Below are 23,798 nucleotides of genomic sequence, written 5' to 3'. Positions count from 1 at the left end.
TGCAAGAAATTAACGGCCAAGGGTAGCGCTATCGGCCCCTTGTGCGCACCAGCCGCAAGCGAAAGGCTGGCCGATGCGCTGCGCGCGTTGGGCCGGGTCGAGCACCCAGGGGCGCGCCTGCCACGGCGGCTGGTGGCGCAGGTGCTGGGTGTGGCCGCAGGACAGCTCGGCCACCCAGTGGCCCTCTTCGTCCTGGTGGAAGCCGGTGATCCGACTGATGGGCCGTTGCTCGTCCGCGGTGCGTTCGCAATCGGGCGATGGCTTGGTTACACTTGTCCGCTCTACATACTTTTGCAAAAGGTCTTGCCCCATGCTGATCGCCGCCAACAAGGCTGTCTCCATCGACTATACCCTGACCAACGACGCCGGGGAGACCATCGACAGCTCCGCCGGCGGTGCACCGCTGGTTTACCTGCACGGTGCCGGCAACATCATCCCGGGCCTGGAAAAAGCCCTGGAAGGCAAGCAGGCCGGTGACGAGCTGAACGTTTCCATCGAGCCGGAAGATGCCTACGGCGAATACCTGGCCGAGCTGGTCAGCACCCTGAACCGCAGCCTGTTCGAAGGTGTCGACGAACTGGAAGTGGGCATGCAGTTCCACGCTTCGGCGCCGGATGGCCAGATGCAGATCGTCACCATCCGCGACATCGACGGCGACGACGTAACTGTCGACGGCAACCACCCGCTGGCCGGCCAGCGTCTGACCTTCCAGGTCAAGGTGGTCAACGTTCGTGATGCCAGCGACGAAGAAATCGCTCACCGCCACATCCACGGTGAAGGTGGCCATCACCACTGATTTTCTGCGCTAAGCTCAGAAAGTCGCCAGGCGCTCGGGCAAGTCGATTTGCCTTCCTACGGGAGGTGGACGGTTTGGACGAGCGCCTTTTTAGTGGGCGTAATTCGCCTGCGCGGCAACCGGGAACCTGAGAGGGGATTCATCATGAGTGCATTTCACGACCTGAAACTGGACGCGTTGAACGGCGGGGAGCTGCCCCTCGCACCGTTCAAGGGCCAAGTGGTGCTGGTGGTCAACGTTGCCTCCAAGTGTGGTCTCACGCCGCAATACAAGGCCCTGGAGAACCTCTACCAGAATTACAAGGACAAGGGCTTCAACGTGCTTGGCCTGCCGTGCAACCAGTTTGCCGGGCAGGAGCCTGGCAGCGAAAAGGAAATCCAGGAGTTCTGCAGCCTCAACTACGGGGTGAGCTTCCCGCTGGGTGCCAAGCTGGAGGTCAACGGGCCGCAGCGCCATTCGCTGTACCGCCTGCTGGCGGGTGAGGGGGCAGAGTTCCCGGGCGACATTACCTGGAACTTCGAGAAGTTCCTGGTGGGCAAGGACGGGCGGGTGCTGGCGCGTTTTTCGCCGCGCACTGCGCCGGATGATCCTGCGGTGGTGCAGGCTATCGAGAAAGCCTTGGCCTGAAGCGCCTGACGCGGTCCCTGTAGGAGCGGCCTAGTGCCGCGAATGGGCCGCAGCGCGGCCCACGATGGCTGCCATGATGCCGAATGCCTGGGGCCGCTTCGCGGCCCATTCGCGGCACAAGGCCGCTCCTACACAGATCGCGTAGCACCCAGCCTCGAAGCTGGCGAGGTCGCAGCCTGGTTCCGGGCTGCATGCAGATACCCCTCAAACTGCTCGACAATCCCTGGCCATCCTTGGTGGCTGGCATGCTTTCGCGCATTCAGGCGCACCCGCCGTAACGTCTCTTCTTCCTCCAGCAGCCAGCAGGCTGCATCGATGAACGCCGCCTGATCCCCCGGCATGGCCAGCGCACCGCTATGGCCATGGCGAATATGCTGCGCGGCGGCCGCCTCGTCATAGGCGACCACCGCCAACCCGGAGGCCATGGCTTCGAGCACCACATTGCCAAAGGTTTCGGTCAGGCTCGGAAACAGGAACAGGTCACCGCTGGCATAGTGTTCGGCCAGCACCTCGCCACGCTGGGCGCCGCAGAACATGGCATCCGGTACCTGCTGTTCGAGGGCGGCACGCTGCGGGCCGTCACCGACCATGATCAGGCGCAGACGTTTGTGTGGATAAGCTTTCTGCAGGGCCTCCAGGCTTGGGCGCAGCAAGCCCAGGTTCTTTTCTGCCGCCAGCCGCCCCACATGCAGCACGGCGATATCATCCGGGCCGAGCCCCCAGCTTTCCCGTAATGCGGGGTTGCGCCGGGCCGGGTTGAACAGGCAGGCATCGACCCCCCGGGCCAGTAGCTCCAGGCGTTCGAAGCCACGGCGTTCGAGCTCCAGGCGCTGGCTGAGGCTGGGTACCAGGGTGATCGCCGTGCGCCGATGGAACCAGCGCAGGTAGTTGGTGAGCAGGCGCGTCAGCAGGCCCAGCCCGTACTGGCCGGAATACTGCGGGAAGTTGGTGTGGAAGCCACTGACCACCGCAACCCCGAGGCGCCGGGCCGCGCGCAGTGCACTGAGCCCAAGCGGCCCCTCGGTGGCGATGTACAGCACATCCGGGCGCTGTCGACGCCAGCGGCGCAACAGCTTGTGCATCGATACCTCGCCCCACTGCAAGCCCGGGTAGCCAGGCAGTGGCCAGCCACGGCACAGCATCAGGTTCGGGTCGCTGTGCCGCGGTGCTTCTCCGGCCTGGCGTGGGCGCACCACTTCGATCTCATGGCCGCGTTGGCGCAACCCCTCGCTGAGGCGGCCAAGGGTGTTGGCCACGCCGTTGATCTCGGGTGGGAAGGTTTCGCTGACCAGGGAAATGCGTAGGGCGGGTGTATTCATGACAAAAAGTGTCCGCCTGCTGGATTGCGCCAATGTGACTGTCATGTGACGTACAGATGACGCCTGATCGCCGACGCTTTTCGCCTTGTGAATTTTTCCTTGCATGGGTGCTCAAGAGGGGGCATCGGCAGCCGATGAAGATGCATTCGACAATGCGCTCCAGGAGAGCGGTGATGTTCAACAACAAGCTCAAGCAAGAAATACGGCAGCTGCGCGAAGACCTGATGTCCATCGAACAGGTCAAGAGTAGCCTCGACAGCGAGATGCTGGTACTGCAACTCGACCCACAGGGGCGGATCGAGATGGTCAACGGCAACTTCGAGAGCGAGATGCTCTACCGTGCCGAACAATTGCTTGGGCGCAACATCGAGGACATCGTCCCCGCCCATGTGAAGACGCTGGATTTCTACCAGCGCATGAAGGGCGCAATCAGCCGCGGTGAACACCTGAACGGTGCATTCCGCCTGCTGCGTGGCAATGGCCAGGAAGCCTGGTTACGGTCCATCCTGCAGCCGGTCAAGAACAGCGAGGGGCGCATCAAGTATTTCACGCTGCATTCCAGCGACCTTACCCGCACCATCGAGACCTCCCGCGAGCACGAAAGCCTGATCAAGGCCCTGATGCGCTCCACCGCGGTGATCGAGTTCGATCTCGATGGCACCATCCTCACTGCCAACGACCGGTTCCTGGGCGCTGTCGGTTACCGCCTGGAGCAGATCCGGGGCAAGCATCACCGCATCTTCTGCGAGCCGGAGGAGGCCAACTCGGCCGGCTACCAGGCGTTCTGGGACAAGCTGCGCCGTGGCGAGTACGTTGCCGACCGCTTCAAGCGTATCGATGCCCACGGCCGGGTGGTCTGGCTGGAAGCTTCATACAACCCGATTTTCGATGCCCATGACGTGCTGTACAAGGTGGTGAAGTTCGCCACCGTCATCACCGATCAGGTCAACCAGGAGCAGGCGGTGGCCGAGGCGGCGGATGTCGCCTACAACACCTCGCTGGGTACCGATTCCAGTGCCCGCAAGGCCACCGATGTGGTCACCCAGAGCGTCAGCGTGATGCGCGGGCTGGAAGCATCGATGCAAGAGGCGGCAGAGGGTATCCAGGCACTGGATACCCAGTCGCGGGTGATCGGCTCGATCATCAAGACCATCAGCGACATTGCCGGGCAGACCAACCTGCTGGCGCTGAACGCGGCCATCGAAGCGGCCCGCGCTGGCGAACAAGGGCGTGGGTTTGCCGTGGTTGCCGATGAAGTGCGCCAACTGGCCTCGCGCACCAGCACCGCCACCGAGGAAATCGCCCGCGTGGTACAGCAGAACGAGCAACTGGCCCAAGCGGCAGTGGCGATCATCGACACCAGCAAGCGCCAGGCCGAGCAGGGCCTGGCACTGGCGGACGAGACAGGGAGCGTGATCGTCGAGATTCAGGATGGTGCGAAGCGGGTGGTGGATGTGGTGGGGCAGTTTTCCAGCCAGTTGAGTCTTTGATATGGCCTGAGGTTTGTAGCGCCTATGCAGTCGAGCCCCCGCCCAGATGGGGCTCGATCTCAGGCACGACAAAGATCCCCAACCTTGTCCATGGTGCCGGCTGAACAGCTCAACTTCGCTGAACCTGCTGTAAAAGAAGTCGCATTTTCCTACAACTGACTCAGAAACCTCCGATCCGAATCCATGATGGGATTTCCCCCTGCCCACGCTGTCAGGGAGACACCTCATGTACCTGGATTACCTCGTGCCCTCCTGGCACGAGATCGAGTCACGTGTCATCGCCCTGGTGGGCTACCAAAGCGGTGGCCAGTTCCGCACCAGCCTCAATGAAGAGGTCGCCTCGCTAGGCCTCAACCTGCGCCGGATCGAAGCTGTCCGCACCGCCTTCTACCACGCCGAATGGCAGGCGGCGCACATGCTGCGCCAGCGCTTCGCCGACCTCGACATCAACAGCATCGTCGACGAACTGCTGATGGTCGTGCGGCAGATGGCGATGATCGTCGCCGGCAGCACCATTACCGGTGGCCTGCTTGGCGCGGGGGTTGGCGCATTCGCCGGCGGCGCCGGAACCATTCCGTTCGCCGGCGCGGGCGCGGCCATGGGCCTCAAGGTCAGTGGCTGGATCCTCGGCGCGCTGGGGCTGGCCTCCATCGCCGAGTTCTTCATCGAGGGCTTGCCGCGTATCGGCGAGTACTACGTCGATGGCATTCGCTTCGCCTGGGAAGGCTCCTGCGGCAATGAAGGCACGGGCCCGTTCTGCCGGGACGACCCCTATGCGATATCCCGGGCCACGCATCAAATTGCCCAAGGCCATGTGGAAGTCGTGCTGCTGTTGTTGGGGGCGATCGTGTCGTACCTCACCCGCGGCCGCGGCGATGCCCGGGTGCTGGCCCAGGAAATGGCGGCCAGCCGCAAAGGTGCGCGGCTGGGGCAATGGATGCTCAAGCATGAAGAGGGCTTGAAGAAACGGCCAGACCTGCAGGTACCGGAGCGGCGCAAGGGGGCGGTGGGTGAGCCGCAGCCGATGCAGCCTGATCGGCCGGCAGGGAAAGACAAGGAGCCCTCGACAGGGAAGCCCGGTAGCATCCCGCTGCATACCGTGGCGTGCTTCAAGGCAGACAAATTGCCACCCGCCAAGCATGGCGAGTTTGAACGGCAGCTGAAGGGGCAGCAGGATGGGTTGAATCGGCTGACGGTTGAAGAGTTTCTCGAAAATATCGCTAATCCGGCCAAGCGAGATCCGCACATTGCAAAAATAGCGAGAAAGGAACTTTATGATAAGTTGCAGGAGAGGATTCAGAGGGATCTGATGAAAACTATGAGTGCCATTGAAGCTAGAAAGCTCTCGGTGAAGCAAGCAAAGGAAACCATGTCATCTCTCGCAGCTTTGCATAATCCTGACTTGATCGCCGGTGGACGGGATACTATTTCTGACTTTGGCGACAGGCAAGTTAACTCGAGCATAGGCCCACAATGGAAAAGCAGAGTTTATGGTTTGAAAGCTGCTGCCGAGAAAGCTTCAAGATCGGGTGTGGGGTCAGGCCTGTTAAATGTAAAACTGCATAAATGCTAGTTGCTTGAGGGTTTCGCCGTGGATGAGATTTTTTCCCTGTTTGTAGAGCAAGTTGGTGAGCCGTTTTTTCGACAGGAGGTTCCTCTCTCAAGTCTGGATCGATACAGAGGGATCTTGCCGAACAAATTGTTAGAGTATTGGTGTGAGCACGGTTGGTGCGGATATGGTGACGGGATATTTTGGACTGTCAATCCCCAGGAATATGAAGAGGTAACTGCCTCGCTTATCGAAGGCACAATATTGGAGAGGCGGGATAGATACCACCTGATCGCTCGCGGTGCATTTGGTGACCTGTATCTCTTTGGGGAGCAAACGGGTTTCTCAGTAAAGATTTTGGCTCATATTTCACGATATAGGGGAAGTGAATATGAGTTGACGGCGGCGGATATGGACAGGGAAGTGCAAGGTTTCTTCCTTGGGAAAGAGAAGGCGTCTGTTGACTTTGATGGCATGTTCGAGCCAGCAAAGAAAAAACTGGGCATGCTAAAGCATGATGAAATGTATGGGTTCGTTCCAGCCCTGGCGTTCGGCGGCTCAAGCGACCTTGCTAACCTTGAGAAGGTTAAGGCAGTGGAGCATCTAATACTGCTTTCTCAGATTGCCACCCTCGAGCCCTACAGTTTCTCCGACTTTTGAAAATGCAATCCACAAAAAGGGGCTGCCCTGCAGCCCCTCGCCCCTTCAGTTCCGCTCCCGCACCCAGAACAACGTAGCCCCGGCCACCGCCGCCGGCATCATCAGCACGTTCACCAGCGGGATCATCAACGCCAGGTAGGTAATGCCGCCAAAGCCCAGACTCTGCCAGCGTTTCTGGCGCAGCCAGGCGAGCATGTCCTGCCAGCTCATTTTGTTGTTGTCCGCCGGGTAGTCGATGTACTGGATAGCCATCATCCACACCCCGAAGATCAGCCAAAGCGGCGCCGCCACCACGTTGACCACCGGGATCAGCGACAGGATGAACAGGCCGATGGCCCGCGGCAGGAAGTAGCCCAGCTTGCGCATTTCACGGCCGAAGGTACGTGGCACCATGGCCACCAGTTCGCCCCAGCTGAACGCGGGGAAATTGTCCTCGCCACGCACCACAACCTCGACCTTTTCCGCCAGAAAGCCATTGAACGGCGCGGCGATGATGTTGGCCACCAGGGTGAAGGTGAAGAACACCATCAGCACCACCAGGGCGACGAACAGCGGCCAGAGGATGTAGGTGAGAAAGCTCAGCCAGCTCGGCAAGCTCGGCATCAGGGCGTCCACCCACAGGCTGAATTGGTGGCCGGCGAAGTAGATCAGACCGCCAAACAGCAGCAGGTTGACCGCCAGCGGCAGCAGCACGAACAACCGCAGATTGGGGCTCAGCACCAGTTTCAGGCCTTCGCGCAGGTACTGGGGGCCAGAGAGTACAGGGGCTTGCATCGAGAGACTCCGCAGAGAAGGAAAACGCGCTGACCTTACCGAGTTTGCCGCGCCGACGAAAGGCGGGCAGCGGGCGGGAAACGGGCTGTAACAAAAGCAGCAGGGCTTGGCTATCGATCAAATCGCTGAATAGACGATGGCTATGAGGTGGATTGTCGAAGGATATTTCCTTAATCTTTGCGACCTCGCTACAGTGCGCTCACTTTCCGCTTTATGGGCCTGCGCGTTGTAGCCTTCCCCAAGTGCTGCGTGGGTCCTTTTTAATTTCCAGGCAGGCGCAGCCGGTACACCGATGCCGGCCCTGCGGCCCGCTCGACAGGAGTTCGACATGTCTGAAGTACGTCATTCGCGCGTCATCATTCTCGGTTCCGGCCCTGCCGGTTACAGCGCCGCGGTGTATGCCGCCCGTGCCAACCTCAACCCGCTGCTGATCACCGGCATGCAGGCCGGTGGCCAGCTGACCACTACCACCGAAGTCGACAACTGGCCGGGCGACCCCCACGGCCTGACCGGGCCTGCGCTGATGCAGCGCATGCAGGAACACGCCGAGCGTTTCGAAACCGAAATCGTCTTCGACCACATCAACGCCGTCGACCTGGCCAACAAACCCTTCACCCTGCAGGGTGACAGCGGCAAGTACACCTGTGACGCGTTGATCATCGCCACTGGCGCCAGCGCCCGCTACCTGGGCCTGCCGTCGGAAGAAACCTTCATGGGCAAGGGTGTTTCGGCCTGTGCCACCTGCGACGGCTTCTTCTACCGCAACAAGCCGGTCGCCGTGGTGGGTGGCGGCAACACTGCCGTGGAAGAGGCGCTGTACCTGGCCAACATCGCCAGCAAGGTGACTCTGGTACACCGTCGCGATACCTTCCGCGCCGAGAAGATCCTGGTCGACAAGCTGCACGCCCGTGTGGCCGAAGGCAAGATCGAGCTCAAGCTCAACGCCACCCTGGACGAAGTGCTGGGTGACAACATGGGCGTGACTGGTGCGCGCCTGAAGAACAACGATGGCAGCAGCGACGAAATCAAGGTCGACGGCGTGTTCATCGCCATTGGCCACACCCCGAACACCTCGCTGTTCGAAGGCCAGCTGACCCTCAAGGACGGCTACCTGGTGGTCAACGGCGGCCGTGAGGGCAATGCCACCGCCACCAACATCGAGGGCGTGTTCGCCGCCGGTGACGTGGCCGACCACGTTTATCGCCAGGCCATTACCTCGGCCGGTGCCGGCTGCATGGCGGCGCTGGATGTCGAGCGTTACCTGGATGGGCTGGCCAACGCTTCGTTCTGATCCGAGAGCGCCCCCAATGAAAAAACCGGCCCTGAGGCCGGTTTTTTCATGCCTGCAATCAGCTTACAGGCTCAAACGCATCGACAGGTCCACCGCCTTCACATCCTTGGTCATGGCACCAATCGAGATGTAGTCCACCCCAGTCTCGGCAATCACCCGCAAGGTCGTCTCGTTGACCCCGCCACTGGCTTCCAGCTTGGCCTTGCCCGCAGTAATGCGCACTGCTTCGCGCATCTCTTCCAGGGTCAGCTCGTCGAGCATGATGATGTCGGCACCAGCGGCCAGTGCCTGGCGCAGCTCATCCAGGCTTTCCACTTCGATTTCCACCGGCTTGCCCGGCGCAATGCGGTGCGCCGCCGCCACGGCCGCGGCCACGCCGCCGCTGGCTGCGATGTGGTTTTCCTTGATCAGGAAGGCGTCGTACAGGCCGATGCGGTGGTTGTCGCAACCGCCGCAGGTCACTGCATACTTCTGCGCCAGGCGCAGGCCCGGCAGGGTCTTGCGGGTGTCCAGCAGGCGTACCTGGGTGCCTTCCACCAGGTCGGCAAGGAAGCGCGCACGAGTGGCGACACCCGACAGCATCTGCAGGAAGTTCAATGCACTGCGCTCACCACTGAGCAGCGAACGCGCGGGGCCCTCCAGATGGAACAGCGGCTGGTTAGCCGTGGCGCGCTCGCCATCGGCCACCTGCCAGTGCACGGCCACGCGTGGGTCGAGTTGGCGGAACACGGCATCGACCCAGGCGGTGCCGGCGATCACGCAGTCTTCGCGGGTAATGATGGTCGCCTTGGCCAGGCGCTCGGCCGGGATCAACTGCGCGGTGATATCGCCACTGCCGATGTCCTCCAACAGCGCACGGCGCACATTGGCTTCGATTTCAGCGGTCAGGTCGGCAAGGCGTAGGTTCGGCATGGTCGGCTCCACAAGCTAGATGCCGGCGATTATAGGGCAGGGGGCCGGTGTGTACAGTCGCCTCGGCGATGACCTTTGGTCGGCCGGTGTGAGCAGGCGGGGTAAATCAGGGTCATTAGCCAGCTAGTGAAACGGCGCTGGCAGCTGTGTGGATTTTTACCGATAATGGTGACCAGTATTTGGCGTCATGACTTTGACGATCTTCAGCCCCTTCGGGCGAGACACCCTGCAAGGAGTACAGGATGCAAAAAGAAGGCAAGGTGGTGCCCTTGGCGGCAGCCATCGATCGAGGCGGGCGTACGCCTCTGCCTTGCCTTCCGGTATTGCTCCTGCAGGTGCGCGACAAGGCCGCCTTGCAGTTGCGTCAGGGCCTGCAGGGCTTGTTCGACAATGCTGACGACACCCTCTTCGAGATGGCCGACAAGGCCTTGGACCGCGGTGACCAGAACCTGTACTTCGAGGCCATGCGCGACCTGCGCCTGAAGCGCAAGAGCATCGAGCGCGGTTTTCTCGACACGTTCTATGATGCCTTTGCCCGTATCGGCCAGGTTGACCTGCTGGCGCACATGGTCGAGCCGGGCAACCTGCGCAGCAAGGCCCACGTGGAACGGGCTGGCGCGATAGAAGGCATGGTCGCGCGTGTGCTGTCACGCGACGGTATTGCCCTGCAGCAACTGGGCCTGCGCTTGCAGGTACTGCTCGACCGCCCCCTGCACGAGCAGCACAACCCGCTGGGGCCCGCAGCGCTGTGCGGCTACTTCCTCGACGCTGGCCGCAACCTGGGGGTTGGCCTGCGGGTCAAGCTGGTCCTGCTCAAACTGTTCGAGCGCTATGTGTTGCGCGATGCCGACGTGATCTATGGCGAAGCCAACCAGTTGCTGGCCGCCGCCGGTGTACTGCCTGAATTGCCGTCGGCACCACGTCGGCGTGCCGAAGATCGGCGCATGAGCGCAGGTCGTGGGCCGGCGAACCTGGGTCACGAGGTGGGCTCGGACGCGGCAGGGCAGGCTTTCTTTGCCTCGTTGCAAACACTGCTGGCCCCGGTGCGTGGAAAGTTCGCGCCTCGTTTGCAGGCGGTGGCCGCCGCCCAGCCAATCAGCACCGCCGACCTGCTGCGCCTGCTTTCGCATTTGCAGCACTATGTGCCCGCTACCCACGAGGCCGACGATTTCGAACTTGGCCAACAGCTTGAACAATTGCTGTTGCGGGTCAGCGTGCGCAGCGGCACACGCCGGCGTATCGATGTTGCCGACGAGGACATGATCAACCTGGTTGGCCTGCTGTTCGCCTTCATCCAGGACGACGACAACTTGCCGGCCAGCCTGCGTGCGCTGATCGGGCGTTTGCACATTCCGCTGCTTAAAGTGGCCCTGTTGGACAAGGGGCTGCTCAGTCGTGCCAGCCACCCGGCCCGCCGGCTGCTCAACGAGATCGCTGGCGCGGCAATCGGCTGGGAATGTGGCGGCGACGGTATGCGTGACAGCCTGCACCTGCGGGTGGAGCGTATCGTCCAGCGCCTTCTCAATGATTTTGCCGAAGATACCAGCCTGTTCTCCGAACTGCTCGAAGACTTCCTCGCTTTTAACCAGGACGAGCGGCGGCGCAACGAACTGCTCGAACAACGCACCCGCGACGCCGAAGAAGGGCGTGCCCGAACACTGCAGGCCAGGCAGCAGGTGCAGCATGCTCTCAACCAACGGCTGCGCGGCAGGTTATTGCCGCAGGTGGTGGTACAGATGCTGGTGCAAGCCTGGAGCCAGGTACTGCTGCTGGCCTGGCTCAAGCAAGGTGAAGCATCCCAGGCCTGGCGGGATGCCTTGCAGACGATGGACACGCTGCTGACCAGCATCACTCCGCCGCATGAGCCGCATGCCTTGCTGCAGCAGGTACCGGGCCTGCTCAAGGCACTGCGCGATGGCCTGGCCAGCGTGGCCCTGGACTCGGCAGCGACCCGCGAATTCTTCCTGCAACTGGAACAGCTGCACCTGCGTGCCTGCGCGGGTACCGCGATGCAGCCCGGCACTGAGGGCCAGCCCTTGAGCGAAGTGCTGGTGGCCGAGGACATCGTCCTGGCGATTGCCGAGGAACCCGCTTGTGCTCCGTCGCAGTTTGCCGACGGGCAGGCTGTGGCCGTGCGTCAGGTGCAGCGCCTGCGTATCGGTACCTGGGTAGAAGTGCTGGACGAGGACGAACCGCTGCGCTGCAAACTGGTGGCGCGCGTCGACAGTAGCGACCGGCTGGTGTTCGCCAACCGCACCGGCATGAAAGTACGCGAATGGAACGGGGCCAGCCTGGCCCGGGCACTGCATCGAGGTGAGGTGCGGGTGCTGGATGACGGGCTTTTGTTCGAGCGCGCGCTGGAAGCAGTACTCGAAACGCTTCGCGTAGGGGTACCTGTCTAGCGCAAGATCTGCAGGTTTGCGCGATCCCTGTGGGAGCGGGTATTACAATCATTCACATGCAAACGCTGTTGGCCAAAGGGCATACTGTCTACCTGTTCACGGCGCTCTCAGGATCTGCCCCATGCAATTGGACCGTGCCACTGGCTGGTTCCACGGAATCGGAATCACCCACTGCCCCTCGCCGAACTTCAATGCTCGCCCCGAAGGCGAATCGATTTCCCTGCTGGTTATTCACAACATCAGCCTGCCGCCGGCCTGCTTCGGTACCGGCAAGGTCCAGCAATTCTTCCAGAACCGCCTGGACCCCAATGAGCACTCGTACTTCGCCAGCATCAACCACCTGACCGTATCGGCGCACCTGTTCGTCGAGCGTGACGGTGCGGTGACCCAGTTCGTGTCGTTGCTCGACCGCGCCTGGCATGCTGGTGTGTCGTGCTTCGACGGGCGTGAAGGCTGTAACGATTTCTCCATCGGTATAGAACTGGAAGGCACCGACGACCTGCCCTATACCGATGCCCAGTACGCGGTGCTGGAGCAACTTACCCGGCACATCCGCGGTGCCTGGCCGGCCATCGGGCTGGACCGCATCCAGGGCCATAGCGACATTGCCCCGCTGCGCAAGACCGACCCCGGCCCGGCCTTCGACTGGCCGCGCTACCGAAAGGCGCTGCAGCAAAACGAGGAAAAGGCATGAGTTTTCTGGTGTTGTTGCTGGCGCTTTGGGTCGAGAAGTTCTCGGCCCTGCGCCATCAGGTGCAGCGCGATGGGTTCTTCCTTGGCGAACTGGTGCGCCTGGAGCGCAGCGGCAAGGTGCACCCATGGTGGACGCTGGCCATTCTGGTGTTGGCACCGGTAGCGCTGCTGGTTTTGCTGCTGCATGTTCTGGACCCGGTGGCGTATGGCTTGCTGGCGTTGCCGGTGCACCTGCTGGTGCTGATCTACAGCCTGGGCCGCGGCGATGCCAAGGCATCGATGGGGCCGTTCCGTGATGCCTGGCGGCGCGGTGATGACCAGGCCGCGCTGCACGTGGCCGAGCGCGACCTAGGTCTGGCGGCCGACGAGCCGCAAAGCCTGTTGGTGCAGGTGCAGGGCAACCTGCTGTGGCAGGTGTACCAGGGCTTTTTCGCGGTGATCTTCTGGTACTTCGTGCTGGGCCCGGGTGCAGCCCTGGCCTATCGCTTGCTGGCTCTGTGTGGCGAACACAGCAAGCAACCGACGTTGAAGGCCCGTGCCGAGCAGCTCAGGCATATCATGGACTGGCTGCCGGTACGGGTGCTGGCCTTGAGTTTCGCCCTGGTCGGCAACTTTCTCGCGGTCACCCGGGTGATGCTGCACGAGGTGCTCAACTGGCACATCAGCGCCGCCCACCTGGTTGCCAGGGTCGGGCGCATTGCCGATGACATTCCCGAAGAAGACAGCCAGCGCGGGCTGGGGCGGCTGGACAGCCTGTGGGAACTGCTGCTGCGCTGTGCGGTGCTGTGGTATGCCGGGTTTGCGCTGTGGACGGTTCTAGTCTGATCTGAAGCTAGGCGCGGCTCCTTGCAGGAGCGTAGCAGCCCCAGGTTTTCAGCTTCGCCGCTTAGATTGCCGGGGCCGCGTTGCGGCCCTTTCGCGACACAAGGCCGCTCCTACAGGGGCTGTGCAAATCCTGAGGGTAGCGCTGTACCTGTGGGAGCGGGTTTACCCGCGAAGAGTCCGGCACGGGCACACAGCTGCTACCAGCGAAACAACTCGCAAGCGTTGCGACTACTGGCCTCAGCCAGTTCGCCAACTTCCACACCCATCACCTGCGCCAGCGCCCCGGCAATCTCCGGCAGGTGTTCCGGGCTGTTCCTTACCCCGGGGAACATGACCGGCGCCATGTCCGGCGCATCGGTCTCCAGCACCACGCTGTCCAGCGGCAACCGCGCCAGGGTCTTGCGCAGCCGTAGGGCCTGCGGCCAGGTACCCGCACCGCCAAGCCCAAGCCGGAAGCCCAGCTTGATGTACTCGCGGGCCTCTTCGTAACTGCCGGCAAACGCATGTATCACCCCCGCCCGCGCCGGCTTGTAGCGCTTGAGCGTGGCGATCACCTGCGCATGGCTGCGGCGCACGTGGAGCAGGGCGGGCAGTTCAAAGTCGCAGGCCATCTGCAGTTGCGCTTCGAACAGCGCCTGCTGGCGGGCCTTGTCCAGGTCTTCGAGGTAATAGTCCAGGCCAAACTCGCCCACGGCACATAGCCGTGGGTCGCCGCGCAGGCGCTGCAGCCACTCGCGCAACTGCGCCAGGTGCTCGGGATGATGCTGGTCGAGGTAGACCGGATGCAGGCCGAGTGCGGCGAACAGGCGCTGATCGGCACAGGCCAGGTCCCATACCCGCTGGAAATTTGCCTGGTACACCCCCAGCACCACCATCCTCTCCACCCCGCGCGACGCCGCGTTGGCCAACAGTTGTGGGCGGTCGGCGTCGAAGTCGGGGAAGTCCAGGTGGGTGTGGGTGTCGATCAGGCGCATGTTCAGGCCGCTGTAATACGTTGCTTGAACGTTCGACCGACGGCATGCACGCCAGGTTCGTAGCGTTTGTCCTCGATCGCGGCCAGTGCCAGTTCCAGCGCTGTGGCGGCAATCAGGCCATGCTGCTGGGCCATGGCATTGACTGGCAGCGGCAGGAAGTCGAGCAACTGGTTGTCGCCAAAGGTACCCAGCTGCAGCTGGCGTGAGTCGGCAGTGCGCGCCTGCAGGGTGTCGAACACCCCTTGCAGCAGCACGTAGGAGGTTGTCACCAGGGCATCCGGCAGGCCGCCAAGGTCATCGATCAGTTGCTGCATCAGGCGCTGGCCGCACTCTCGGCTGAACGCTTCGCCCTGATAGCGGCGAACCTCGCCGGCATAGCCTTGCAGGGCTTCGTCGAAGCCACCGGCACGTGCCTGGCTGACCGACAGCTCGGGGCGGGCGCCGATCAAGGCGATACTGCGCGGGGCGGCGCTCAGCAAGCTGGCGGCCAGCTGGCGGCTGGCGTCGCGGTCGTCGCTGATCACCGAGCAGAAGTGCGCAGGGTCCAGGCGGCGGTCGATGGCGATTACCGGCAGGCCTTTGTCCTGCAGCTCGCGGTAGCTGTCGTCTTCTGGCGGCAGGCAGCTGGCGACGAACAGTGCATCGCAACGGCGGGCGCGGAACAGCTGTTGCAACTGGCGCTCGCTGTCGGGCTGGTCGTCGCTGCTGGCAATCAGCAATTGGTAGCCACGGGCGCGGGCACCTTGTTCGAGCTGCTTGGCAATGCGGGCGTAGCTGGGGTTCTCCAGATCCGGGAGAATGAAGCCCAGAGTGCGGGTATGCCGGCTGCGCAGGCCAGCGGCCTGCGGGTTGGGGGTGAAGCCGTGGGCCTCGACCACCGCGCGTACCCGCTCGACAGTGCTGTTGCTGATGCGCTGCTGTTCGGCCTTGCCATTGATGACGTAGCTGGCAGTGGTCACGGACACACCGGCCAGACGGGCGATATCGCTGAGTTTCACCGAATTTTCCTTGTTATTACCGGGGCTGGCTGTGAGCCCTGACCGGGTAGTTTGACCCGGCGAGGGCGCCACGCGCAGACGACCATTGTCGCAATTGTCCGACAGGATGGGGCTTTTTCATCGGCAGATTATCGAGTAACGTGGCCGTCTGGTCAGGTTAATCGTTTCAGCTGCCGAATTTTCTGCCTCGGCTGCCATCGGTGCAAGGCTGTTGAACTGGCCGTTCATGTGAATTCCACAACAATACTCCAGTACCCGACCGGGAACTGCAAAAGGAGAAGGTCATGCTCGAGCTCGCCAAGGAGCAGATAGCCATGGGCCAGAAGGCCGCCGACAAGGCCGAGGCATTGCGCCTGCTGGCCGACCGGCTGGTCGCTGACGGCCTGGTCGCCGAGGGATACCTGCAAGGGCTGCAGGCCCGAGAGGCACAAGGCTCCACCTTCCTTGGGCAGGGCATTGCCATCCCCCATGGCACGCCGCAGACCCGTGACCTGGTGTACGCCACCGGCGTGCGCCTGTTGCAGTTTCCCGAGGGCGTGGACTGGGGCGATGGCCAGATGGTCTATCTGGCTATCGGCATCGCTGCCCGTTCCGATGAGCACCTGCGCCTGTTGCAACTGCTGACCCGTGCCCTGGGCGAGACCGACCTCGCGGAGGCATTGCGCCGCGCTGGTTCCGCCGAAGCGTTGCTGAAACTGTTGCAGGGCGCGCCGCAGGAACTGGCGCTGGATGCGCAGTTGGTCGGCCTGAACCTGCCGGCCGAAGACTTCGATGAACTGGCCTGGCGCGGCGCCCGCCTGTTACAGCGCGCCGACTGCGTCGATAGCGGTTTTGCCGCCGTCCTGCAGCAGGCCGAACCGCTGCCGCTGGGCGAGGGCCTGTGGTGGCTGCACAGCGAGCGCCAGGTGCGCCAGCCGGGGCTGGCCTTCATCACCCCGCAGCAGCCGCTGCGTTACCGCGACCAACCGCTCAACGGCTTGTTCTGCCTGGCCAGCCTCGGTGCAGCCCACCAGGCCTTGCTCGAACGCCTGTGCGAAGTGCTGATCGAAGGCCGCGGGCAGATGCTCTACCAGGCCACCAGCAGCCGCGCGGTGCTGGAGGTGCTAGGCGGTGAGGCGCCGGCAGGCTGGCCCAGTGCGCGCGTGGTGCTGGCCAACCCGCACGGTTTGCATGCCCGCCCGGCAAAGGTATTGGCGCAACTGGCCAAAGGTTTCGATGGGGAAATCCGTGTGCGGCTGGCGGATAGCGCGCAGCCGGCGGTGTCGGTGAAGAGCCTGAGCAAGCTGCTCAGTCTCGGCGCCCGACGTGGCCAGACACTGGAACTGGTGGCTGAGCCCGGCATCGCCCCCGATGCCTTGCCGGTGCTGTTGGCCGCCATCGAACAAGGCCTGGGTGAAGAGGTGGAGCCACTGCCGCAGAGTGCTGAGGTTGTAGCTGGCGCAGCGGCCGAAGTGCTGCAAGCGCCCGCGGCCGGTAGCCGTATCCACGGCGTGGGTGCTGCGCCCGGCATTGCCAGTGGCCCGGCCCATGTGTGTGTCGAGCGTGAGTTCGACTACCCCCTGCGCGGTGAGTCCTGCGCCCAGGAGCGGCAGAAGCTGCGTGAAGCTGTGGCGACCGTGAATGGCGAGCTGCAGGCCTTGGTCCAGCGCAGCGACAAGGCCATTGGCGAAATCTTCGTCACCCATCAGGAAATGCTCGCAGACCCGGCCCTGAGCGACGATGTCGAGCAGCGCCTGGGCCAGGGCGAAAGCGCCGCGGCAGCATGGATGGCAGTGATCGAGGCGGCGGCGCGTCAACAGGAGTCGCTGCACGATGCCTTGCTCGCCGAACGTGCTGCCGACCTGCGTGACATCGGCCGCCGCGTGCTGGCGCAGTTGTGTGGCGTGCAGGCCCAGGCTGAACCCGAGCAGCCCTACGTCCTGGTAATGACCGAAGTCGGCCCGTCCGATGTCGCCCGGCTGGACCCGAGCCGCGTCGCCGGTATCGTCACCGCCCAGGGTGGCGCCACCGCCCACAGTGCCATCGTCGCCCGTGCCTTGGGTATTCCGGCGGTGGTGGGCGCGGGGGCGTCGATACTGCTGTTGGACAGCGGCACGCCGTTGCTGCTCGATGGCCAGCGTGGCGTGGTCAGCGTGGCGCCGCCGGCGGATGAACTGCAAAAGGCCCTGGCCGAGCGCGACCTGCGCGAGCAACGCTTGCAGGCCGCCTGGGCCAACCGCTTCGAGCCGGCGGTCACTCGCGATGGTCACGCTGTCGAGGTGTTTGCCAACATCGGCGAGAGCAACGGCATCGCCAAGGTAGTGGAGCAGGGCGCCGAAGGCGTGGGCCTGCTGCGCACCGAGTTGATTTTCATGGCCCACACCCAGGCCCCGGACGTGGCGACCCAGGAAGCCGAGTACCGCCGCGTGCTCGATGGCCTCGACGGGCGCCCGCTGGTGGTGCGCACCCTCGATGTTGGTGGCGACAAGCCGCTGCCGTACTGGCCGATCGCTGCCGAGGAAAACCCGTTCCTCGGTGTGCGCGGCGTACGCCTTACCCTGCAGCGCCCGCAGGTGATGGAAGACCAGTTGCGCGCCTTGCTGCGCGCTGCCGACCAGCGCCCGCTGCGCATCATGTTCCCGATGGTCGGGCAGGTGCATGAATGGCGCGAGGCGCGCGCCATGGTCGAGCGCCTGCGCGCCGAGATCCCGGTAGCCGACCTGCAACTGGGTATCATGGTCGAAGTGCCCTCGGCAGCGCTGTTGGCACCACAATTGGCGCGCGAAGTGGACTTTTTCAGCATAGGCACCAACGACCTGACCCAGTACACCTTGGCCATCGACCGGGGTCACCCCAGCCTCTCGGCCCAGGCCGACGGCCTGCACCCGGCGGTGCTCAGCCTGATCGACATGACCGTGCGCGCCGCCCATGCCCATGGCAAGTGGGTGGGCGTGTGCGGCGAGCTGGCGGCCGACCCGCAGGCAGTGGCCGTGCTGCTGGGACTGGACGTGGACGAACTCAGCGTCGCCGCGCGCAGCATTGCCGAAGTCAAGGCCCTGGTTCGCCAGGCCGATCACCAGACGGCCCGCGCCCTGGCGCGCGAGGCCCTGCAACAGGACAGCGCCGCAGCGGTTCGCGCGCTGGTGGAGCGTTACTGAATGGCCAAGATCCTCACCCTCACCCTGAACCCTGCGCTGGATATCACCATCGGCCTGGGTACCCTGCGCCCAGGGCAGGTCAATCGCAGCCAGGAGCAGCACAGCCACGCCGCAGGCAAGGGGCTGAACGTTGCCCAGGTACTGGCCGACCTGGGCCACACCGTCACTGTTGGCGGCTTCCTCGGGCGTGACAACCTGCAGCCTTTCGAGGCGCTGATCGACTGGCGCGGCTTCGTCGACTGCTTTGTCCGCGTGCCGGGCGAAACCCGCAGTAATATCAAGCTGGTCGAAGCCGATGGCCGTGTCACCGACATCAACGGCCAAGGCCCGGAAGTCGACGAAGCGGCGCGCAGTGGATTACTGCGCTGCCTGGCGCAGGTTGCCCCGGGCCACGATGCGGTGGTGGTGGCTGGTAGCCTGCCGCGTGGGATCAGCGCCGACTGGTTCCGACAGTTGCTCGAACAGCTCAAGGCGCAAGGCCTGAAGGTGGCCCTGGACAGCAGCGGCGAAGCCCTGCGTGCCGGCCTGCAGAGCTCGCCCTGGCTGGTCAAGCCCAATACCGAAGAGTTGGGCGAGGTGCTCGGCCTGGCTGTGGATAACCCGGCGCAGCAGCGCGCTGCTGCCGAGCGCCTGCTGGCCAGTGGCGTCGAACACGTGGTGGTGTCGGCGGGAGAGCAGGGCGTCAGCTGGTTCACCCACGGCCATGCCGTACATGCTTGCCCGCCCAAGGTGCAGGTTGCCAGCACAGTGGGTGCAGGCGATTCGCTGGTGGCCGGCATGGTCCACGGCCTGCTGCAGGGCGAAGCCCCGGCGCAGACCTTGACCCGTGCAACCGCCATCGCTGCACAGGCTGTTACCCAGGTTGGTTTCGGCATCCTTGACCGCGAGCAACTGGCGCGTCTGGAAGCTGCCGTGCAACTGAAAGAACAAAAAGAGGGTTGCCGATGAACATTGCCATTGTCACTGCCTGCCCCAACGGCCAGGTATCAAGCGTGCTGAGCGCGCGCTTGCTGTCCGCCGCAGCCCAGCGGCGAGGCTGGAGTACCAGCGTCGAAGTGCAGGATGCCGGCCACCCCGAGCGGCAACTGAGCGCCACGCAGATCGCCGAGGCCGACTGGGTGCTGGTGGTCAGCACCGGCCCGGTGGACCTGGAGCGTTTCGTCGGCAAGCGCGTGTACCAGAGCACGCCATCCCAGGCTTTGGCCGACCGCGAAGGCTTCCTCGATGAGGCGGCTTCCAACGCCCGTCTGCTGGCCACGGTGCCAGGACTTCCGGCTGAAACTGGCAGCGCTGGCGCACGCATCGTCGCCGTCACGGCTTGCCCGACTGGCGTCGCGCATACATTCATGGCCGCGGAAGCCTTGCAGCAGGCTGCGCAGCAACTGGGCTACGAGCTCACCGTCGAGACCCAGGGCTCGGTCGGTGCGCGCAACCCCTTGTCTGCCGAAGCCATCGCTGCAGCGGATGTAGTGCTGCTGGCCGCCGACATCGAAGTGCCCACCGCGCGTTTCGCTGGCAAGCGCATTTACCGTTGTGGCACCGGTATCGCCCTCAAGCAGGCCCGCGCGACCCTCGACAAGGCCCTGGCTGATGCCAAGGTGGAAAACAGCGGCGATGCCGCAGCGGCGAGCACGCCAGCCAAGGGCGAGAAGAGCGGGGTATACAAGCACCTGCTCACTGGCGTGTCGTTCATGCTGCCGATGGTGGTGGCTGGCGGCCTGCTGATTGCCCTGTCGTTCGTATTCGGTATCGAGGCTTACAAAGAAGCGGGCACCTTGCCGGCGGCGTTGATGCAGATCGGTGGCGAGGCTGCGTTCAAGTTGATGGTGCCGCTGCTGGCGGGCTACATCGCCTGGTCCATCGCCGACCGCCCGGGGTTGGCGCCCGGCATGATCGGCGGCCTGCTGGCCAGCACCCTGGGCGCCGGTTTCATCGGTGGTATCGTCGCCGGCTTCCTCGCCGGCTACAGCGCCAAGGCCATTGCCCGCTGGGCGCGCCTGCCCAGCAGCCTGGAGGCACTCAAGCCGATCCTGATCATTCCGCTGCTGGCCAGCCTGTTCACCGGCCTGGTGATGATCTACGTGGTCGGCCAGCCGGTGGCGGCGATGCTGGAAGGGCTCACGCATTTTCTCGACAGCATGGGCACCACCAATGCCATCCTCTTGGGCCTGTTGCTGGGCGGCATGATGTGCGTCGATCTGGGAGGGCCGATCAACAAGGCCGCCTATGCCTTCTCGGTGGGGCTGTTGGCCTCGTCGAGCTATGCACCGATGGCGGCGACCATGGCCGCCGGCATGGTGCCGCCGATTGGCCTGGGTATCGCCAGCTTCCTGGCCCGACGCAAGTTTGCCCAGAGCGAGCGTGAAGCGGGCAAGGCGGCCCTGGCGCTGGGGCTGTGCTTCATCTCCGAAGGGGCGATCCCGTTTGCCGCCAAGGACCCGCTGCGGGTGATCCCGGCCAGCGTGGCCGGCGGGGCATTGACCGGGGCATTGTCGATGTACTTCGGCTGCAAGCTGATGGCGCCGCACGGCGGCCTGTTCGTGTTGCTGATACCCAATGCGATCAACCATGCGCTGCTGTACTTGTTGGCGATCGTGGCGGGCAGCCTGCTGACGGCGGTGGTGTATGCGGTGATCAAGAAGAGCGAGCGGGTGGAGTTGGCGGTAGCGCCGGTGAAGGGTTAGAGATTTCAGCGGGCCTTACTGGCCTCTTCGCGGGCACGCCCGCTCCCACAGGGTCACTGCAAGCTTCAGGATCATGCAGTAACTGTGGGAGCGGGCGTGCCCGCGAAGAGGCCGGAACAGGTCAACGCCCGTGCTTCTGCCGCAACGGCACAAGCAGATCGCCCAGCCCGTTGTGATCGATCTCGTGCATCAGCGCCAGCAACCCACCCAATTCCCCCGCCGGGAAACCCTTGCGCGCAAACCAGGCCAGGTAATCCCCTGGCAGGTCGGCAATGATTCGTCCCTGGTACTTGCCAAACGGCATGGTGCGGGTGACCAGCAGTTCGAGGGTTTCCGGCTTCATCATCGGCGCACCTGGCTGTTGAAAAGCGCCGACCATACTGCAATCTGCACGAAGGCCCAAGCGGCAATCATGCAGAACGCCGTGATCAAGCTCAGACCTTCTGCTTTTATATTGTTGATTTTCAAGGAATTTATAGATAGTCCTCGCTTGGCACGAACGCTGCTCCTTTACAGATGACTATCACCTGCCAAGGAGTTTGTGCCATGAGCAATCCCAACAAAGACGTGATCGACGTGCTCAACGACCTGATCGAGTACAGCAAGGATGGTGAGAAAGGTTTCAAGGCCTCGGCCGATGATGTGAAGAACCCCGAACTTAAAGCGTTCTTCGTTCAACGTGCCGGTGAGTGCGCCAATGCCGCCGGCGAACTGCAGAGCGAAGTGCGTCGCCTGGGGGGCGACCCGGAAACCTCCACCAGCATCAGCGGTGACCTGCATCGGGGTTGGGTAAACCTCAAGGCGATGGTCACCGGCAAGGATGAGGAAGCGGTGCTGAACGAGGTGGAGCGGGGCGAGGACCATGCCCTCAAGGCCTACAAGGAAGCTCGCGAGAAACTGGTCAAGCTGGGCCGCACCGCCAGCGACCAGACCTACACCTTGGTGGAAAAACAGCTGCAAGGTGTGCAGCGTAACCATGACCAGGTCAGGGCCTTGCGCAACGCCGCGCGCGCCCGCAGCTAGTCCGCTGGCCCCTCTACCCGGTTGCGGCCTTTGGCCTTGGCTCGGTAGAGCGCTTCATCAGCAGCACCCAGCACCCTCGCCAGGTCGTGCTGGGTGCCTGACAGGCCAATGCCGATGCTCACCGTGACAGAGTGGGCATCGTCGGCAAACGGTGCCAGCGCCTCGACGCTGGCGCGGATGCGCTCCGCCAGCAGTTGCGCACCGGCCAGGTCAGTTTCCGGCAACACCACCTGGAATTCTTCACCCCCATAGCGCGCCGCCAGATCGGCCGGGCGCCGGATGCACGCCTCGATGGTCCTGGCCACTTCGCGCAAGGCATGGTCGCCACCGGCGTGGCCGTGGCGCTGGTTGAAAGCCTTGAAGTGATCCACATCCACCATCAGCACTGCCAATGACTTGCGATTGCGCTGGGCGCGGGCCCATTCCTGACGGAGTACCTGGTCCAGGTGGCGGCGGTTGGGCAAGCCGGTCAGGCTGTCGGTGGCGGCCAGGTTGGCCAGACCCTGTTCGGCCTCTTGCCGGCGGCGCAACTCGCGGCCCAGCAGCAGGGTCAGCCAGAGGATACCCACACACAGTACCCCTGTGGCGACGCCGACCACGATCGCAGTGCGGCGCCACGACTCGAAAACTTCATCGGCCGAACGCACGACCAGCACGATCAGCGGCAACTGAGCGACCCGGGCAAAGGTGTACATGCGCGGGGTGCCGTTGCGGCTGGAGCGTGCGGTAAAGCTGCCGTTCTGCTCGCTGAGAATGCGTTTGAAATTGGGCCGTTCGGCATAATTGCTGCCAATTGCCGGGTCTTGCGCGCGGCTGGGCTGGCGGGCCAACAGTTGGCCGTCTGTGTTGAGCAGGTTGATGCTGCTATCGTCGCCGATGTCCAGGCGCTGGAACAGGTCACTGAAGTACGACAGGCGCAGTGCCCCCGCGGCCAGGCCGACGAACTCGCCATTGGGCCCGGAAATGCGCCGGCTGAAACTGATGCACCAGTCCAGGTCGCCGAGCCTGGCCTTGAACGGCGGGCCGACCAGCAGGCCGAGGTTGGCGTTGTGCAGATGGGCCTGGAATACCCCTGTACCGCTGAAGTTGGCCTTGCGTGGCACGCTGCTGGTGGAATCGCCCACCACGTTGCCTTGCTTGTCCAGCCACAGCACGTCACCGCGCTTGCGGTCGACGAAGGCTTCATTGAATAGCAGGCGTTGGCGCACCGGGCCGGGTATTTCCGGCAGCTCCTTGCGCCCGACCGCCCAGATCAGGCCCTGCAGCGACTGGTCGTAGAGTTCGACGTTGCGCAGGATGTCGCTTTCGATCAGCTGGACAATATTGTTGGACGAGCGGATCGCCGACAGCTCGATATTGTCGCGCTCCCGCGCCAGCAGGTAGCTGACGATGGCCACGATGGCGAGCACGGCAAGGCAACTGCCCAGGTTGAGGAGCAGCTCGGGGTGTGACCTGTAGAGTGCGAAACGCGGTGATCGGGAGGTCATGCTCGCTACTGCGTGGGCAGGGCCATTCGCGGCGGCGACATTCTAGGGAAGCGGGGATTGTCGGACAAGATTTGTCCGACGGAATCACGCAGGGACTGCTGCGCAGCCCATCGCCGGCAAGCCAGCTCCCACAAGTACCGCACAAGCTTGAGGTCAA

The 23,798-nt window shown here is 63.6% G+C and carries 21 protein-coding genes and 1 pseudogene; 14 read left to right on the top strand and 8 right to left on the bottom strand.

The window, feature by feature from the left end; genetic code table 11:
• Positions 1 to 9 precede the first annotated feature (9 nt).
• Positions 10 to 312 carry a DUF3565 domain-containing protein gene (locus CAG18_RS09620; RefSeq protein ID WP_015268965.1) on the bottom strand — a complete coding sequence of 101 codons (303 nt, stop codon included), beginning with the start codon at positions 310 to 312 and terminating at the stop codon, positions 10 to 12.
• Here CAG18_RS09620 and CAG18_RS09615 point away from each other — a divergent pair.
• Together CAG18_RS09615 and CAG18_RS09610 are read left to right on the top strand one after the other, a co-directional pair.
• Entirely contained in the window at positions 311 to 796 is a 486-nt protein-coding gene (locus CAG18_RS09615; protein WP_003259610.1) for a peptidylprolyl isomerase, read from the top strand. The two genes, CAG18_RS09620 and CAG18_RS09615, sit on opposite strands and share 2 nt — an antisense overlap.
• 144 nt (positions 797 to 940) lie before the next feature.
• Positions 941 to 1,423, top strand: coding sequence for a glutathione peroxidase (locus tag CAG18_RS09610; protein WP_015268966.1), 483 nt, complete (start codon positions 941 to 943; stop codon positions 1,421 to 1,423).
• Between the two features lie 128 nt (positions 1,424 to 1,551).
• Here CAG18_RS09610 and CAG18_RS09605 read toward each other — a convergent pair whose 3' ends face one another.
• A complete protein-coding gene (locus tag CAG18_RS09605; protein WP_015268967.1) occupies positions 1,552 to 2,742 on the bottom strand; it encodes a glycosyltransferase family 1 protein in 1,191 nt (396 codons plus the stop codon).
• 56 nt (positions 2,743 to 2,798) lie between these two features.
• Between CAG18_RS09605 and CAG18_RS27470 the strand changes: the two are divergent.
• The 4 genes and pseudogenes from CAG18_RS27470 to CAG18_RS09590 all read left to right on the top strand — a co-directional run.
• Positions 2,799 to 3,644: pseudogene (locus CAG18_RS27470) on the top strand (PAS domain-containing protein); the annotation flags it as partial.
• Positions 3,645 to 3,800: 156 nt separating this feature from the next.
• Positions 3,801 to 4,232 (top strand): methyl-accepting chemotaxis protein, encoded by a 432-nt coding sequence (locus CAG18_RS27465; RefSeq protein ID WP_371034491.1) that lies wholly within the window; start codon positions 3,801 to 3,803, stop codon positions 4,230 to 4,232.
• A gap of 226 nt (positions 4,233 to 4,458) precedes the next feature.
• Positions 4,459 to 5,805, top strand: coding sequence for a DUF6861 domain-containing protein (locus tag CAG18_RS09595; protein WP_085720800.1), 1,347 nt, complete (start codon positions 4,459 to 4,461; stop codon positions 5,803 to 5,805).
• Between the two features lie 18 nt (positions 5,806 to 5,823).
• Entirely contained in the window at positions 5,824 to 6,441 is a 618-nt protein-coding gene (locus CAG18_RS09590; protein WP_015268970.1) for a GAD-like domain-containing protein, read from the top strand.
• A 45-nt stretch (positions 6,442 to 6,486) separates the two neighbouring features.
• Here CAG18_RS09590 and cysZ read toward each other — a convergent pair whose 3' ends face one another.
• Positions 6,487 to 7,215: a sulfate transporter CysZ gene (cysZ, locus tag CAG18_RS09585; protein ID WP_015268971.1), complete on the bottom strand. Its 729-nt coding sequence runs from the start codon at positions 7,213 to 7,215 to the stop codon at positions 6,487 to 6,489.
• 328 nt (positions 7,216 to 7,543) lie between these two features.
• Between cysZ and trxB the strand changes: the two genes are divergently transcribed.
• Complete coding sequence (gene trxB / locus CAG18_RS09580) at positions 7,544 to 8,506, top strand: thioredoxin-disulfide reductase (RefSeq protein ID WP_085720799.1); 963 nt, start codon at positions 7,544 to 7,546, stop codon at positions 8,504 to 8,506.
• Between the two features lie 63 nt (positions 8,507 to 8,569).
• Here the strand turns inward: trxB and nadC are convergent, their stop codons facing one another.
• Positions 8,570 to 9,418, bottom strand: coding sequence for a carboxylating nicotinate-nucleotide diphosphorylase (gene nadC / locus CAG18_RS09575; RefSeq protein WP_004376060.1), 849 nt, complete (start codon positions 9,416 to 9,418; stop codon positions 8,570 to 8,572).
• Positions 9,419 to 9,660: 242 nt separating this feature from the next.
• Here nadC and CAG18_RS09570 point away from each other — a divergent pair, with 242 nt between their 5' ends.
• From CAG18_RS09570 to ampE, 3 genes are all read left to right on the top strand, one after another.
• Positions 9,661 to 11,820, top strand: a complete 2,160-nt coding sequence (locus tag CAG18_RS09570) for a DUF1631 domain-containing protein (RefSeq protein WP_085720798.1) — start codon at positions 9,661 to 9,663, stop codon at positions 11,818 to 11,820.
• 121 nt (positions 11,821 to 11,941) lie between these two features.
• Positions 11,942 to 12,514, top strand: a complete 573-nt coding sequence (gene ampD / locus CAG18_RS09565; protein ID WP_085720797.1) for a 1,6-anhydro-N-acetylmuramyl-L-alanine amidase AmpD — start codon at positions 11,942 to 11,944, stop codon at positions 12,512 to 12,514.
• Entirely contained in the window at positions 12,511 to 13,338 is an 828-nt protein-coding gene (gene ampE, locus CAG18_RS09560; protein ID WP_085720796.1) for a regulatory signaling modulator protein AmpE, read from the top strand. The genes ampD and ampE overlap by 4 nt, the downstream gene beginning before the upstream one ends.
• A gap of 197 nt (positions 13,339 to 13,535) precedes the next feature.
• On the opposite strand, the gene CAG18_RS09555 is transcribed toward ampE, so the two are convergent.
• Both CAG18_RS09555 and cra read right to left on the bottom strand, forming a co-directional pair.
• Positions 13,536 to 14,312, bottom strand: a complete 777-nt coding sequence (locus CAG18_RS09555; protein ID WP_085720795.1) for a TatD family hydrolase — start codon at positions 14,310 to 14,312, stop codon at positions 13,536 to 13,538.
• A gap of 2 nt (positions 14,313 to 14,314) precedes the next feature.
• A complete protein-coding gene (gene cra, locus CAG18_RS09550) occupies positions 14,315 to 15,310 on the bottom strand; it encodes a catabolite repressor/activator (RefSeq protein WP_004376064.1) in 996 nt (331 codons plus the stop codon).
• 284 nt (positions 15,311 to 15,594) lie between these two features.
• Between cra and ptsP the strand changes: the two genes are divergently transcribed.
• Genes ptsP through CAG18_RS09535 form a run of 3 tightly spaced genes read left to right on the top strand, consistent with a single transcriptional unit; the run spans position 15,595 to position 21,131 of the window.
• Positions 15,595 to 18,447 (top strand): phosphoenolpyruvate--protein phosphotransferase, encoded by a 2,853-nt coding sequence (gene ptsP, locus CAG18_RS09545; protein WP_085720794.1) that lies wholly within the window; start codon positions 15,595 to 15,597, stop codon positions 18,445 to 18,447.
• Positions 18,448 to 19,395: a 1-phosphofructokinase gene (gene pfkB / locus CAG18_RS09540; protein WP_085720793.1), complete on the top strand. Its 948-nt coding sequence runs from the start codon at positions 18,448 to 18,450 to the stop codon at positions 19,393 to 19,395. It abuts the gene before it with no gap.
• Positions 19,392 to 21,131, top strand: a complete 1,740-nt coding sequence (locus tag CAG18_RS09535; protein ID WP_015268979.1) for a PTS fructose-like transporter subunit IIB — start codon at positions 19,392 to 19,394, stop codon at positions 21,129 to 21,131. The genes pfkB and CAG18_RS09535 overlap by 4 nt, the downstream gene beginning before the upstream one ends.
• Positions 21,132 to 21,252: 121 nt before the next feature.
• Here the strand turns inward: CAG18_RS09535 and CAG18_RS09530 are convergent, their stop codons facing one another.
• The gene (locus tag CAG18_RS09530; RefSeq protein WP_015268980.1) at positions 21,253 to 21,474 is read right to left on the bottom strand and encodes a DUF3820 family protein; all 222 of its coding nucleotides are present in this window, start codon (positions 21,472 to 21,474) and stop codon (positions 21,253 to 21,255) included.
• 203 nt (positions 21,475 to 21,677) lie between these two features.
• Between CAG18_RS09530 and CAG18_RS09525 the strand changes: the two genes are divergently transcribed.
• Positions 21,678 to 22,154 (top strand): PA2169 family four-helix-bundle protein, encoded by a 477-nt coding sequence (locus CAG18_RS09525; protein ID WP_013970965.1) that lies wholly within the window; start codon positions 21,678 to 21,680, stop codon positions 22,152 to 22,154.
• On the opposite strand, the gene CAG18_RS09520 is transcribed toward CAG18_RS09525, so the two are convergent.
• Positions 22,151 to 23,641, bottom strand: coding sequence for a sensor domain-containing diguanylate cyclase (locus tag CAG18_RS09520; RefSeq protein WP_015268981.1), 1,491 nt, complete (start codon positions 23,639 to 23,641; stop codon positions 22,151 to 22,153). The genes CAG18_RS09525 and CAG18_RS09520 overlap by 4 nt on opposite strands.
• Between the last annotated feature and the right edge of the window lie 157 nt (positions 23,642 to 23,798).

This window comes from Pseudomonas sp. B22(2017) (assembly GCF_002113105.1).
Taxonomy (GTDB): Bacteria; Pseudomonadota; Gammaproteobacteria; order Pseudomonadales; family Pseudomonadaceae; genus Aquipseudomonas; species Aquipseudomonas asiatica.
This window is presented reverse-complemented; position numbering and strand designations above follow the sequence as displayed.